This window comes from Streptomyces sp. NPDC003248, from assembly GCF_055563235.1.
Genome location: NZ_JBVHDT010000012.1, coordinates 86,966 through 100,961, shown reverse-complemented (window position 1 = coordinate 100,961; position 13,996 = coordinate 86,966). Strand labels below are relative to the sequence as shown.

At 72.5% G+C, this 13,996-nt stretch carries 11 protein-coding genes; 4 read left to right on the top strand and 7 right to left on the bottom strand.

Features of this window, described 5'->3' with window-relative positions; translation table 11 throughout:
* Positions 1–178 precede the first annotated feature (178 nt).
* The 3 genes from ccrA to ACZ3KJ_RS25910 all read left to right on the top strand — a co-directional run bounded on the left by ccrA (position 179) and on the right by ACZ3KJ_RS25910 (position 4,627).
* On the top strand, positions 179–1,528 hold the full coding sequence (gene ccrA / locus ACZ3KJ_RS25920; protein WP_467530439.1) for a crotonyl-CoA carboxylase/reductase: 1,350 nt from the start codon (positions 179–181) through the stop codon (positions 1,526–1,528).
* Between the two features lie 181 nt (positions 1,529–1,709).
* Positions 1,710–3,563: a fatty acyl-AMP ligase gene (locus tag ACZ3KJ_RS25915; RefSeq protein WP_467530438.1), complete on the top strand. Its 1,854-nt coding sequence runs from the start codon at positions 1,710–1,712 to the stop codon at positions 3,561–3,563.
* 47 nt (positions 3,564–3,610) lie between these two features.
* Positions 3,611–4,627, top strand: coding sequence for a beta-ketoacyl-ACP synthase III (locus tag ACZ3KJ_RS25910; RefSeq protein WP_467530437.1), 1,017 nt, complete (start codon positions 3,611–3,613; stop codon positions 4,625–4,627).
* Between the two features lie 233 nt (positions 4,628–4,860).
* On the opposite strand, the gene ACZ3KJ_RS25905 is transcribed toward ACZ3KJ_RS25910, so the two are convergent.
* On the bottom strand, positions 4,861–5,706 hold the full coding sequence (locus ACZ3KJ_RS25905) for an SDR family oxidoreductase (RefSeq protein ID WP_467530435.1): 846 nt from the start codon (positions 5,704–5,706) through the stop codon (positions 4,861–4,863).
* A gap of 327 nt (positions 5,707–6,033) precedes the next feature.
* On the opposite strand from ACZ3KJ_RS25905, the gene ACZ3KJ_RS25900 reads away from it, so the two are divergent.
* Positions 6,034–7,293 carry a transposase gene (locus ACZ3KJ_RS25900; RefSeq protein ID WP_467530434.1) on the top strand — a complete coding sequence of 420 codons (1,260 nt, stop codon included), beginning with the start codon at positions 6,034–6,036 and terminating at the stop codon, positions 7,291–7,293.
* A gap of 236 nt (positions 7,294–7,529) precedes the next feature.
* Here ACZ3KJ_RS25900 and ACZ3KJ_RS25895 read toward each other — a convergent pair whose 3' ends face one another.
* The 6 genes from ACZ3KJ_RS25895 to ACZ3KJ_RS25870 are packed head-to-tail and all read right to left on the bottom strand — an operon-like array spanning position 7,530 to position 13,995.
* Positions 7,530–9,344 carry an FAD-dependent oxidoreductase gene (locus tag ACZ3KJ_RS25895; RefSeq protein ID WP_467530433.1) on the bottom strand — a complete coding sequence of 605 codons (1,815 nt, stop codon included), beginning with the start codon at positions 9,342–9,344 and terminating at the stop codon, positions 7,530–7,532.
* Complete coding sequence (locus tag ACZ3KJ_RS25890) at positions 9,344–9,607, bottom strand: UBP-type zinc finger domain-containing protein (RefSeq protein WP_467530431.1); 264 nt, start codon at positions 9,605–9,607, stop codon at positions 9,344–9,346. Before ACZ3KJ_RS25890 ends, ACZ3KJ_RS25895 begins: the two co-directional genes overlap by 1 nt.
* A 5-nt stretch (positions 9,608–9,612) precedes the next feature.
* Positions 9,613–10,059 carry a thioredoxin gene (gene trxA, locus ACZ3KJ_RS25885; protein ID WP_467530430.1) on the bottom strand — a complete coding sequence of 149 codons (447 nt, stop codon included), beginning with the start codon at positions 10,057–10,059 and terminating at the stop codon, positions 9,613–9,615.
* Positions 10,056–12,695 carry an ATP-dependent chaperone ClpB gene (gene clpB, locus ACZ3KJ_RS25880; RefSeq protein ID WP_467530428.1) on the bottom strand — a complete coding sequence of 880 codons (2,640 nt, stop codon included), beginning with the start codon at positions 12,693–12,695 and terminating at the stop codon, positions 10,056–10,058. Before clpB ends, trxA begins: the two co-directional genes overlap by 4 nt.
* Positions 12,686–13,060 carry a chaperone modulator CbpM gene (locus tag ACZ3KJ_RS25875; RefSeq protein WP_467530427.1) on the bottom strand — a complete coding sequence of 125 codons (375 nt, stop codon included), beginning with the start codon at positions 13,058–13,060 and terminating at the stop codon, positions 12,686–12,688. Before ACZ3KJ_RS25875 ends, clpB begins: the two co-directional genes overlap by 10 nt.
* Complete coding sequence (locus ACZ3KJ_RS25870) at positions 13,057–13,995, bottom strand: DnaJ C-terminal domain-containing protein (protein ID WP_467530426.1); 939 nt, start codon at positions 13,993–13,995, stop codon at positions 13,057–13,059. The genes ACZ3KJ_RS25875 and ACZ3KJ_RS25870 overlap by 4 nt, the downstream gene beginning before the upstream one ends.
* Between the last annotated feature and the right edge of the window lies 1 nt (position 13,996).

Genomic DNA, 13,996 nt, shown 5'->3' with positions numbered 1-13,996 from the left:
TCCCGCACCACGTTCCACCTGCTGCTTTGCAGATCGTCCGGGGCACGGGACCCGGTTTGGCCACCGGCACCCCTAGGGGTCGTGATTAGGGGTTCCCCATCGGAAATGGCCCACCATAGCGTCTTCCACAAACATGCGGCAGCGTCAATCGGCTCGTTCACCTTGAAGGGAATCACAGATGGATTCACTGACCGAGGCAGTTCTCCGGGGAGCCTCCGCGGACGAATTGGAAAGCGCTCCGGTCCCGGCGGACTTCGTCGCCGCTCACATCCGGCAGGAGGACGTCGGCATCTTCGACGGTCAGGCCGACAGCGACGTCCGGCGCTCGCTGCGGGTGGGCCGGGTGCCGATGCCCGAACTCGCCCCGGACGAGGTGCTGGTGGCCGTGATGGCCAGCTCCATCAACTACAACACGGTCTGGTCGGCGACGTTCAAGCCCGTGTCGACGTTCGGCGCGCTGAAGCGTTTCGCCAGGACCGGCGGTCACGCGGCCCGGCACGACCAGCCGTACCAGGTCGTCGGCTCGGACGCGGCCGGGGTGATCGTGCGCGTCGGGGCCGGCGTCCGCCGCTGGAAGGTCGGCGACCACGTCGCCGTCAACGCGGCCGTCGTGGACGACCAGGACCCCGTCACGCACGCCGACGGCATGCTCGGCGCCGACCAGAAGGCGTGGGGGTACGAGACCAACTTCGGCGGCCTGGCGCACTACACCGTCGTACGGGCCAGCCAGCTGCTCGCCAAGCCGGGCCACCTCACCTGGGAGGAGGCGGCCTGTGTGCCCCTGTGCGGCGGAACCGCCTACCGGATGCTGGTCAGCGACCGGGGCGCCCGCATCAAGCAGGGCGACATCGTCCTGATCTGGGGCGCGACCGGCGGTCTCGGCGCCTTCGCCGTCCAGTTGGTCAAGAACGGCGGGGGCATCCCGGTCGGTGTGGTCAACTCCGAGGCCAAGGCGAAACTGCTGGCGAAGCTCGGCTGCGACGTCGTGATCAACCGCGAGGAGATCGGCATCGGCGGCCGGGTGGCGGCCGGCGCCGACACGGTGGAGCTCGCCAAGCGGCTCGGCCGGGCCGTCCGGGCGGAGCTGGGCGAGGACCCGCACGTCGTGTTCGACCATGTCGGCCGGGCCACCTTCGGGATCTCGGTCATCGTGGCCCGTCGTGGCGGCACCGTCGTCACCTGCGGTTCGAGCACCGGCTACGAGCACTCCTTCGACAACCGCTACTTCTGGATGAACCTCAAGCGCATCGTGGGCAGCCACGGCATGAACCTGAACGAGGCCGCGGAGATGATGCGCCTGCTGAAGCTCGGCAGCGTCGCGCCCGTCCTGTCCGACGTGTACCCGCTCTCCGAGGTCGGCGAGGCGGCCCGCCTGGTGCAGACGAACGGTCACACCGGCAAGGTCGGTGTGCTCGCGCTGGCCCCCCGGCCCGGACTCGGTGTGACGGACCCCGGGACGCGCGCCGCGCTGGGCGAGGAGTGGCTCAATCCGCTGCGGTCCGCGCCGCAGCCGGCCCTCGCGGGATGAGCGATCCGGGGTGCCCGGAACCCCCGGGTCACTCCGTCCGCGGGAGCACTCCGTCCGCCGGGCCACCGCGCGACGGCGCCCCCACCCCACCCGCCCTGCGTGCTGCGCGCCGCGCGCGCCCCTGGGCCCCGAGCCGAACGCACCGACGAACCGCGCCGCAGCGAGGAGAGGACCGCCGCCCATGACCGCCACCGCCCTTGACCCCCTGGCGACCGCACTGCCCACCCTGCCCGAGGTCCTGCGCCTGCGCAGCGCGACCCGACCCGACGACATCGCCTACGTCTTCCTCCACAACGGCGAGACGCCCCAGCAGACGCTGACGTACCGGCAGCTCGACGAAGCCGCGCGGGCCCGGGCCGCCGAACTGGACGCGGCCGGGCTCCGCGGCGGCGCCGCCGTCCTGCTCCACCCGTCCGGTCTCGACTTCGTCTCCACCCTCCTCGGCTGCATGTACGCGGGCGTCGCCGGGGCTCCCGTCCAGGTGCCGACCCGGCTGCGCGGTCTGGCCCGGCTGCGGCGGATCGCCGATGACGCCGGGACGACGACCGTACTGACAACGGCTGCTGTCAAACGAGACCTGGAGGAACGTTTCGGGGACACGCCGGAGCTGGCGGGACTCACCCTGGTGGACACCGGATCGCCGCCCGCTGCGGCGGCCGGGGAGTGGACCGGCCCGGCGGCCGGTCCCGACGACATCGCCCTGCTCCAGTACACCTCCGGCTCCACCGGTGACCCCAAGGGCGTACGGGTCACCCATGCCAACTTCCGCAGCAACGTGGCCGAGACGGACCTGCTGTGGCCCTGCCGCCCCGACAGTGCCGTGGTCAACTGGCTCCCCCTCTTCCACGACATGGGGATGCTGTTCGGGGTCGTCCTGCCGCTGTGGGCGGGCATCCCGGCGTACCTCATGGCCCCCGAGGCGTTCATCCGCCGGCCGGCCCGGTGGCTGGAGGCGATCTCCCGGTTCCGCGGCAGCCACACCGCCGCGCCGAGCTTCGCCTACGAACTGTGCGTACGGGACGCGGCCGACAACGGCGTGCCCGAGGGACTGGACCTGTCCAGCCTGCGGGTGGCGGCCAACGGGGCCGAACCCGTGCGGTGGAACGCCGTACGCGACTTCACCCGGACGTTCGCCGGGGCCGGTTTCCGGCCCCGGGCCATGTGCCCCGGCTACGGGCTGGCGGAGAACACCCTCAAGGTGACGGGGAGCCGGGAGGACCAGGACCCGACGCTGCTCCTGCTCGACGCCGAAGCCCTGCGCGAGGGCCGCGTCGAGCGGCTCCCGGACCGGGTGACGCCCCCGCCGTCGACGCGGGGCGGCCACCCGGCGGATCCCGCGGACCCGGCGAACGCGGTAGACCCGGTGGACCCGGCGTCCGGTGCGGGTGCCGTCCACGCGGTGGGCTGCGGCACGACGGTGGGGACGACCTCGGTGCGCATCACCGACCCCGGGACGCTGGCCGGGCTGCCGGACGACACGGTCGGCGAGATCTGGGTCAACGGCCCGTGCGTGGCGGACGGTTACCACGGGCGGGCCGAGGAGAGCCTGCGTACCTTCGGGGCGCGCCTGACCGGTGAGGAGGACCGGGGCACCTGGCTGCGCACCGGGGACCTCGGCTTCGTCCACGCCGGCGAGCTCTTCGTCACCGGCCGGCTCAAGGACGTGATCATCCGCAAGGGCCGCAACTACTACCCGCAGGACATCGAGGTGTCGGCGGAACGCGCCGACCCGGCGCTGCGCCCGAACTGCGCGGCGGCGTTCTCCGTGGACGACGGCACCGCCGAACGGCTGGTGGTGGTCGTCGAGGCCGACGGGCGTGCGCTGCGCGACGGCGGCAGCGAGGGCCTGCGCGGGCGCGTACGGGAGGCGGTACGGGACGGCCAGCGGCTGGAGGCCGACGAGATCCTGGTGGTCCGGAGGGGGACGTTGCCGAAGACGTCGAGCGGCAAGGTACAGCGCCGTGAGACGCGCCGGCGCTATCTGGACGGCGAGTTCGCGACGCGTACGACACCGGACTCCGGGGAGGCACGGTGACGGGCGGCGGAACGACAGAGCACGGACCCGCGGGCGCGAACGGCAAGGTGGCTGCGGACGGTGCCGCGCGAGGGCTGAGCGCCCCCGCGGCCGTCCCCGGTGCCCGGATCCTCGGCGTCGGCGCCTACCGGCCCTCCCGTGTGGTGGCCAACGCCGAGGTGGCGCCGGCGATCGATTCGAGTGACGAGTGGATCCGGCGCAGGTCGGGCATCGCCGCCCGCCGCTTCGCCGCCCCGGACGACACCGTCGTCGACATGGCCGTGGCCGCGTCACTCAAGGCTCTGGCCCAGGCGGGCATCGCACCCGACGCGGTCGACACGGTGCTGCTCGCCTCCATGTCCCAGCTGACCCAGTCGCCGCCCGCCGCCCCCCGGGTCGCCCACCGGATCGGCGCCGTCTCGGCGGGCGCCCTGGACGTGGGGGCCGCCTGCGCGGGCTTCGTCCACGCCCTCGCGACGGCCGACTCCCTGATCCGGTCGGGCACCAGCCGGCACGTCGTGGTGGTCGGCTCGGAACGGATGACCGACATCGTGGACCCCACGGACCGCGGCACGGCCTTCCTCTTCGGCGACGGGGCCGGCGCGGTGGTCGTCGGCCCGGCCGACGAGCCGGGCATCGGGCCGGTGGTCTGGGGCTCCGAGGGCGACCGCCACGGGGCCATCGCCCATTCCGGGCCCTGGCCCGCGCCGGGGGCGTCGGTCACCGTGGCGCCCACCCTGCGGATGGACGGCCCCGCCGTGTTCCGGTGGGCGGTGGCCACGGTGCCGGTGGCGGCGCGCGCCGCCCTCGCCGCCGCCGGGGTGGACGCCGGCGACCTGGCCGCGTTCGTCCCGCACCAGGCCAACCTCCGCATCGTCGACGGGGCGGCGGCCGCACTGCGGCTCCCGCCCCACGTGGTGGTGGCCCGTGACGTCGTCCACACGGCCAACACCTCCGCGGCGTCCGTCCCGCTCGCCCTGGAGGAGCTGATCGCCCGGGGCGCGGTGCCCCGGCGCGGTCTGGCGCTGCTGGTGGGCTTCGGCGCGGGCCTCAGCCACGCGGCGCAGGTGGTGGCCCTGCCGTGACGGACGGCGACCCGGCCGAAGCAGGCCGGCCAGGTCGGCCGTTCAGCCCGGTCGGTCGGCCCGGTCGGTCGGATGAGGCCGGCCAGGCCCGGTCAGCCGGGTCGGCCAAGTCGGCCGGACCAGGCCGGCCAGGCCCGGTGAGCCGGGTGGGTCCGGCCTGGGAGGCCAGGTCGGACCCACCCGGTCGGCCAGACCTGACCAGACCGGCTCAGCTCAGCTCAGCCCAGGTCAGATCAGGTCAGCCAGGGGCCGGTGACCGCCTGGACGGCCGAGCCGTCCAGGTCGGCCAGTTTGATCGCGGCCAGTTGGCGTGCCGCGCCGGAGGTCTGCACCCGGAAGGGCGGCCGCTCCGCGGTGAGCACGTCGATGACCACGGCCGCCGCGTCGCCCGCGCTCTGCGCCTGCTCGAAGAGGCCCGCCGTGGTGGCGAAGTAGGCCTTGAAGGCCGCCTCGTAGGGGCCGGCGTTCTCGATCAGACCAGGCACGGACGGCTCTAGACGGGTGACGAACTCGCTGGCCACCGGGCCCGGTTCGACCACGGAGACCTGCACTCCGGCGGTCGCGGCGACCGGGGCGAGGGACTCCAGGAAGCCCTCGAGGGCGAACTTGGCGGCGCAGTAGGCCTCGTTGAACGGCTGTCCGATCAGACCGCCGAGGCTGGAGACGGTGACGAGGCGGCCGCCGGCGGCGCGCAGGTGCGGCAGCGCCGCCTTCGTCACCTCCACGACTCCGAAGAAGTTGACCTCCAGGACGGACCGGAAGGCCTCGACACCGATCTGCTCGACGGTGCCGAGCTGCCCGACCCCGGCGTTGTTGATCACCGCGTCGAGACGTCCGTGGTCGGCGACCACGCCGGACACGGCCGCGCCGACGGACTCCGGGTCGGTCACGTCGAGGCGGGCGACATGGACGCGGTCGCCGACGCCGGCCGCCTCGGCGGCGGCGCGCAGGGCGTCCCCCCGGGCGGTGTCGCGGAGGGTGGCGACGACGTTCCAGCCGGCCTCGGCGGCCCGGACCGCGGTGGCCAGGCCGATGCCGGAGGACGTGCCGGTGATGAGGACAGTACGCAGGGAGGTCATGAGCGTCTCTTCCGGTGAGCACGGGGAGCACGGGCGCGTGGGCGGGATCCGGAACCGCACGGGTCCCGTCGGCGGTCGGTACCGGACCTGCCGTTCCGCCCACCGTGCCATCACCCCCGGGGGCCGCCAACCCCTATATCCAGGGGCCCCTTCCCTACCTTGCGCGCGTTTGCGCCGCCCCCTTGACAACGCGTCGTCCCGTGCCCGGGGAAGCGGTTCGCGGCGCACGGGAAACGACGCGCGGACCGATCGCGCCCCACCCGCCCCACAGGGAACAACCACCTCAAGTGATCTGAAACGCTTATCAGTTGATGCTAGCGTTGATCCATGAGACCGGTCTTCGACATCATCGCGCTGCGCAGTCTCGTCGCCGTCGCGGACGAGGGCGGATTCCGCCGGGCCGCCGAGTCCCTGACCCTCAGTCAGTCCGCGGTCAGCCAGCACGTGCGGCGGCTGGAGAAGACGCTGGGACGACCGGTGGTGGAACGGGCCGGCCGCGCCACCCGGTTCACCGCGGCGGGCAGGCTCCTCCTGGACGAGGCGCGCTGGATCCTCAGCGTGCACGACGAAGCCGCGCGACGCCTCCTCGGCTCCGAACCGGCCACCGTCGTCATCGGCTCCGCCGAACACGCCGCGGACCAGATCCTGCCCATGGTCACCGAGGCCGTCCACCGGACGCTGCCGCGCTCCCAGGTCAGGTTCCGCATCGACCGCTCCGCACGGCTCGTCGAGGCCGTCAACCGCAGATCGGTGGACCTGGCGGTGTACGTGACGGAGGCGGTCGTCGTCGAGGGCATGCCGGTCGGCGGACTGCCCCTGAAGTGGTACGCCGCGCCGGGCTGGACGCCGCCGCCGGCACCGGCCGCGCTGCCGCTGGCGGCGATCGAGGAGCCGTGCGCGGTCCGCCGCCAGGCCCTTCAGGTGCTCTCCGCCCACGACATCCCCGCGTCGGTGGTCTGCGACGCCGGCTATCTGGCCGGCGTGCTGGAGGCCGCCCGCGCCGGACTCGGCGTGGCCCTCCTGGCGGCCACCGGTCGCGGCTACGACGGCCTGGTGGAGTACACCGGTCTGCCGCGGCCGCCCGCCATCCGGATGAGCGCCCACGCCCGGCCGGGCGCCGACCCGACGATGGTCATGAACGCGGTCGAAACGGTCCGTACCCTCCTGGAGGAGCTGGCCGCGTCCCGCCCCGCGGCGGGGCCGGACACGGCCGACGCACTCGACACTCCGTGCGGTGATCTCTCCGACGACCAGTGGAAGTCGGTGGAACCGTTGCTTCCGCTCGGGGAGCGCGGCCCCTACCCGGAGGGCCTGCGGCGGCAGTTCGACGGGGTGCTGTGGCGTTTCCGCACCGGCAGTCCGTGGCGGACCGTGCCCGAACGCTACGGGGCCTGGCAGACCGTGCACCACCGCTTCCAGCAGTGGGCGCTGGCCGGAACGTTCCAGACCCTGTCGGGTACGGCCCGGACGACGGTGCCCCACCCGCACTGGCCGGCCACCCTGCGGAAAGCCGCCGAGGAGGAGCGGAGGCTGCGCGCCCGGGTCGGAACGGGTCCGGGCCTGCTCCCGGACGACGGTCACCTCTGAGCCCGGCCGGCGGCGGACCCCGCCCGGGTGAGCGTCGAGACCGCTCCCGGGTGTCCCTCCGGAACGGAGCAGGCCGCTCATCCGGTTGAGCAGTTCGTCGAACTCGACCAGGGGATTGACAGGGGTGGGTGCCCAGACGGGCCTTTCCCGCAGGCCGCCACCGCGGTGGCGCCGGACGGGCATGGCCATCGCAACGCCTCCTTCGTCCTTCTCGTGATCTCATCGTCCGCCGTTCGTCATGCGAGCCACGCGGACTCCTTGTGACGTATGCGTGGCGAGACGTCCGAGTGGCCCGCGACAGCTGACGTGCCCGTGGTGCCGGGTACGGCCGAGTGCCCCAGGTGCCGGTGCACGAAGTGGATGGCCATCGCGCCCTCACCGGCCGCGGAGGCCACCCGCTTCACCGAGCCGCTACGGACGTCCCCTACCGCGAAGACACCGGGCAGGCTGGCTTCCAGGGTCATGCACGAGCGCCCGCGGCCGTGCCACACCTCGGGGCTGGTGCAGGCTTCCTGGGCCTCCGGCCCGGTGAGGACGAAGCCGCGGGAGTCGAGGGCGACGATGCCGGCGAGCCACTCGGTGTGAGGTTCGGCGCCGGTGAAGACGAACAGGCTCCGTACCGCGAGCCGGCGGTGCCCGCCCGTGCGGTTGTCGACCACGTCGAGCTCCTCCAGCACTTCCTGGCCGATGACCTCGGTGACCTCGGTGTGCAGCATGACCTCCACCCGCGGATGGCGCTCGACCTGGTCGACCAGGTAGCGGGACATGTTGGCCTCAAGGCCGGCTCCTCGGACCAGCAGGTGCACCTTCGGCGCGTACCTGGCGAGGAACAGCACCGCCTGGCCCGCGGAGTTGCCTCCGCCGACGACGGCCACCGGGTCGGTGCGGCACTGCTGGGCCTCGTAGACGGTCGCCGAGTAGTGCACGCTCGTTCCCTCCAGGCGTTCGATGCCGGGCACCCGGAGCCGGCGGTAGCGGGCACCCATGGCCAGGACGACCGCGCGGGCGGCGATTTCGCTGCCGTCGGCGAACGCCACGACGTAGTGGTCGTCGTCCTGGGGATGAAGACCGGTCGCCTCCAGCGGAAGGCTGATCCTGGCGCCGAACTTGTCGGCCTGGAGTACGGCGCGTTCGGTCAGCTCGGCGCCGGAGATGCCGGAGGGGAATCCGAGCAGATTCTCGATGCGGGACGACGTGCCGGCCTGGCCGCCGGTGGCCATCGCCTCCACCACCGTGGTGCTCAGGCCCTCGGAGGCGGCGTAGACCGCGGCAGCGAGGCCGGCGGGTCCGGAGCCTACGATGAGGACGTCGCCGTGACGGTTTCCGGCGGGTAGGTACGGCAGGCCGATGAGCCGGGCCAGTTCCGCGTTGCTGGGGTTGCGCAACAGGGTGGTGTCCCGCCAGATGACGAGTGGTGTCTCCGCCGGGCCGACGCCGAAGCGGCGCAGCAGCTCCTCGGCCTCCTCGTCGGTCTCCAGGTCGATCCAGCGGTGCGGCAGCCGGTTGCGGACGGCGAACTCGCGCAGCCGTCGGGTGTCGGGCGAGTAACGCGAGCCGATGATGCGGAAGCCGGCGCCCTGTCCGACGAGCAGCGCGCGACGGCACAGACAGGCGCGCAGCACGATGTCCCCGATGGTGGAGTCCTGGGACACCAGGTGGCGCAACTGGTCCAAGGAGACGTCAAGGACCTCGCCCGGCTCCCTGGCGACAGCGGTGTAGAAGGCCACTTGTCCGTACAGCAGGCCGAGTTCGCCGATGAAGCGACCTGGGCCGTGCACGCGCAGCACGTGCTCCTCGGGAGTGCCGAAGTCCTTGACGACGGCGACGGTACCGCTGAGGACGACGAAGAACGTCTCGCAGCGCTCGCCCTCCCGGATCAGCACGTCGTTCGGAGCCATGGTCCGGCGTTGCCCGTGCTCCGCCAGACGTGCTGTCTGGTCCTCCGTGAGGCGGGGATACGCGCCGTAGATGTCCGGGGTCTCCCGGAAGGCGGCCTCGTCCGCTTTCTCCGGCACCGGTTCTTCGCCCGGCAGCGACTGGTCGCCGGACATCAGACGAACGTCTCGTGAACGTAGCACCAGCGCCATTCCTCGCCGGGCTGGAACGACTGCACGATCGGATGGGCGACGGCAGCCGCGTGCTTGCGCGCGTGCTTGTTCGGCGAGGAGTCGCAGCAGCCGACGTGCCCGCAGGTCAGGCAGAGCCTCAGGTGGACCCACGGGGAGCCGAGCATCAGACACTCCTGACACCCTTCTGGGGTCAGCGGCCGGACCGGCCGGACAAGCGCGAGGTGGGGGTCTGCATGCAGGGTCATCCGGATCAGCCTTTCCTGGCGGTGATCGACTGTTCCACCCACTGGCGCAGAGCGGGGGCGGGCGCCGCCCCCGCCTGCCGGGCGACCGTCTCGCCCCGGTCGAGGACCAGCAGTGTCGGTACGGCCTGGACCTCGAAACGCCGCGCCAGTCGCGGGTTCTTGTCGACGTCGACCTTGACGAGTTTGATTCGGCCGGCGAGATCGGTGGCGACCTTCTCCAGTGCGGGGCTGACCATGCGGCAGGGGCCGCACCAGGTGGCCCACAGGTCGACCACGACGGGGACGTCGACCCGCTCGGCGACCTCGGTGAAGTCGCCGTCGCCCGCGTCCACCATCCACGGCAGGGGCTGCTTGCAGTGGCCACACCTGGGGCGGCCCTCCGCGGCCACGGGCACCCGGTTGGTGCGCCCGCAGCTGGGACATCCGACGGTCGTCGCCTGCATCGTGCTCATGCCGCCCGCGCTCCCTTCACGTCCTCGGGCCGGTCGTAGGTGACCACCAGTTCCCCCGCCTCGGCGTCGACGCGGACCGTCGCGCCGTCCTGGACGTCACCGCGCAGCAGGGCGCGCCCGACCATCGTCTCGACCTCATGGGAGATGTAACGCCGCAGCGGCCGGGCCCCGTACACCGGGTCGTAACCCTGGTGGGCGATCAACTCGCGTGCCGCGTCGGTGAGTTCGACGGCGATGCGGCGTTCGGCGAGGCGACGGCGCAGCTCGTCGAACTGCAGCTCCACGATGCGCTCGATCTGGCGCTCGCCGAGCGGTTTGAACAGCACGATGTCGTCGACGCGGTTGAGGAACTCCGGGCGGAAGTGCCCGCGCAGCTCGCCCATCACCAGGGCGCGGGCGTCCGGCTTGATCTCACCCTCGGCGGTGGCGCCGTCGAGGAGGTGCTCAGAACCGATGTTCGACGTCATGATGATCACGGTGTTGCGGAAGTCGACGGTGCGGCCCTGAGCGTCGGTGATGCGGCCGTCGTCGAGGACCTGCAGCAGGGTGTTGAACACGTCGGTGTGGGCCTTCTCGATCTCGTCGAACAGCACGACCGAGTACGGCTTGCGGCGTACGGCCTCGGTGAGCTGGCCGCCTTCCTCGTAGCCGACGTATCCGGGCGGTGCGCCCATGAGCCGGCTGACGGTGTGCCGCTCCTGGTACTCGCTCATGTCGAGGCGGACCATGTTCTCCTCGGAGTCGAACAGGGCCGCCGCGAGGGTCTTGGCCAGCTCGGTCTTCCCGACGCCGGTGGGGCCGAGGAAGATGAACGAGCCGATGGGGCGGCGCGGGTCGCGGATGCCGGAGCGGGCGCGGATGATGGCGTCGGCGACGAGCTTGACGGCCTCGTCCTGGCCGATGACGCGCTCGCGCAGGATCTCGTCGAGGCGCAGCAGCTTCTCGCGTTCGCCCTCCTGGAGGCGGGCGACGGGGATGCCGGTCCAGGCTGCGACGATCTCGGCGATCTCCTCCTCGGTGACGACCTCGCGCAGCAGCCGGTTCTGCCCTTGTTTGGCGGCCAGCTGCTCCTCCTCGGCCTTCAGCCGGCGCTCCAGGTCCTGGAGGCGGCCGTAGCGGAGTTCGGCGGCGCGGTTGAGGTCGTAGGCGCGTTCGGCCTCCTCCGCCTCGTGGCGGACCTGCTCAAGTTCCTGGCGCAGTTCCTGCACGCGGCGGATGGCCTGCCGCTCGGCCTCCCACTGGGCGCGTTTGGCGTCGGCCTCGGCGCGCAGGTCGGCCAGTTCTCTGCGCAGCTCCTCCAGGCGGGCCTTGCTCGCGGGGTCGGTCTCCTTGGACAGGGCGGCTTCCTCGATCTCCAGGCGGGTGACGCGGCGGGTGATCTCGTCGAGTTCGGCGGGCATCGAGTCGATCTCGGTGCGCAGCCGGGCGCACGCCTCGTCGACGAGGTCGATGGCCTTGTCGGGCAGGAACCGGTCGGTGATGTAGCGGTGGGAGAGCGTCGCCGCCGCGACCAGCGAGGTGTCCTGGATCTTCACGCCGTGGAAGACCTCCAGGCGTTCGCGCAGTCCGCGCAGGATGGAGATGGTGTCCTCCACGCTGGGTTCGTCGACCAGGACCTGCTGGAAGCGGCGTTCGAGGGCGGCGTCCTTCTCGATGTGCTTGCGGTACTCGTCGAGGGTGGTGGCGCCGATCATGTGCAGTTCACCGCGGGCGAGCATCGGCTTGAGCATGTTGCCCGCGTCCATGGCCCCTTCGGCGGCGCCCGCTCCTACGACGGTGTGGAGTTCGTCGACGAAGAGCAGGATGCGCCCCTGGGCGGCCTTCACCTCGCTCAGCACGGCCTTGAGGCGTTCCTCGAACTCGCCGCGGTACTTGGCGCCCGCCACGAGCGAGCCCATGTCGAGGGCGAACACCGTCTTGTCGCGCAGTCCTTCGGGGACGTCGCCGCGGACGATGCGCTGGGCCAGACCCTCCACGATGGCGGTCTTGCCGACGCCGGGGTCGCCGATCAGGACGGGGTTGTTCTTGGTCTTGCGGCTGAGGATCTGGGTGACGCGGCGGATCTCCGCGTCACGGCCGATGACGGGGTCCAGCCGCCCGGACCGAGCCTCGAGGACCAGGTCGCGGCCGTACTTCTCCAGGGCCTCGTAGGCCACCTCGGGGTTGGCGGAGGTCACGCGCTGGTTGCCGCGGACCTGGGTGAGCGCGCCGAGGAACGACTCCCGGGTCACGCCGTGCTCCTTGAGCAGGCGCCCGGCGGCGGTCGCCGAGCCCTCCTCGGCCAGGGCCAGCAGCAGGTGCTCCACGGACACGTACTCGTCCTTGAGGCGTTTGGCCTCCCGCTCGGCCGCGTCGAGCAGGCGGGACAGGCGCTGGGTGACGAAGACCTGGCCCGGCGCCGCGCCCGGGCCGGTCACCTTCGGGCGGCGGGAGAGCTCCTCGCGTACGGCTGCGCGCACCTCCTCGGGCTCGGTGCCCGCCTGCTGCAGCAGCCGCGGGATCAGGCCCTCCTCCTGGTCGAGGAGGGCGAGCAGCAGATGCTCGCCGTCGACCTCGGTGTGGCCCAGGCGGCCGGCGGCGCTCTGGGCTTCCTGCAGGGCTTCCTGTGACTTCTGGGTCAGGCGGTTCATGTCCATGGGGGTAGATCACTCCTCATGCCTGCACGCCGCAGTGCGGCTTCGAGCAAGCTGATGCGGTCGAGCAGGTCGAGCACCAGACCGAGGGATGCGTAGTTCAGGCACAGCCCGGTGCGCAACCGCTGGACACGGGCCAGGGCGGCCGGTGCAGTGGGTTCGAACACCAGCCCTCCGGAGGTGTCGCGCTCGGCCTCGACCAGGCCCAGGGCGACGAACCGGCGGACGAGGTCGGGATGGACGCCGGAGCGGCGGGCCACGGCCTGCAGAGAGAGCCTGGGCACCGGCACGATGGCGTACCGGACGCGTGCCGGCGCGGGAGCTGTCGGCCGAGACGCCTGGCGCGCCCCGGCGCGTGGGTCACTCATCGTGTCCTCCTGGGGTCGAACGAGGAGACGGCGGCGAGCTCCTCGAAGAGTGCGCGCTCCCGGTCGCTGAGCCTGGACGGCACCATGATCCGGAGCTCGGCGTAGAGGTCGCCGTTCGTACCGCGCGGGTTCGGCATGCCCTCACCGCGCAGCCGCAGCCGCCGGCCGCTGGACGAGCCCGCGGGCACGCTGACCTTCGCCGTCGCCCCGCTCGGCGTGGGCACCGGAACCGTCGCGCCCAGCGCGGCCTCCCAGGGGGTGACCGGCAGCTGCACGTACACGTCCCGGCCGTCGAGGCGGAACTGGGGGTGCGGCTGGATCCGCACCCGCAGGTACAGGTCCCCCGCAGGGGCGTCACCGTTGCCCCGGCCGCCCTCGCCCGCCAGCCGGATACGCTGCCCGTCGGTGACACCCGGCGGCACGTCGACCTCGTACCGCCGCGGCTGCCCGGTGGGACCGGCGAGCGTGACGGTGCGGCGGCCTCCGCGGTAGGCCTCCTCGACGGTGAGCGGCAGTTCGGCCTCCTGGTCGGCTCCGGGGACACGCACCCGTCCGGCGCCCCCGAAGAACGAGCCGAACAGGTCGTCGACGTCGACGCCCTCCGCGCCGAAGCCGCTGGTGGCGTACCGGCCCCGGGGGCCGCCCCCGGTGGACCAGCGGAAGCCGCCGCCGGGTCCCGCGCCGGCACCGACCCGCTCCTCCCAGTCCTCGGGAACCTTCCGGAAGTCCTCGCCGAAGCGGTCGTAACGGGCCCGCTGGTCGGGGTCGGACAGGACGCTGAAGGCCTCGTTGATCTCCTTGAACCGCTCCTCCGCCGCGGGGTCCTGGTTGACGTCCGGGTGGTACCTGCGGGCCAGCTTGCGATACGCCTGCTGGATCTCGTCCTTGCCGGCGTCTCGCGGGACCCCGAGAACCTCGTAGAAGTCGCGTGCCATG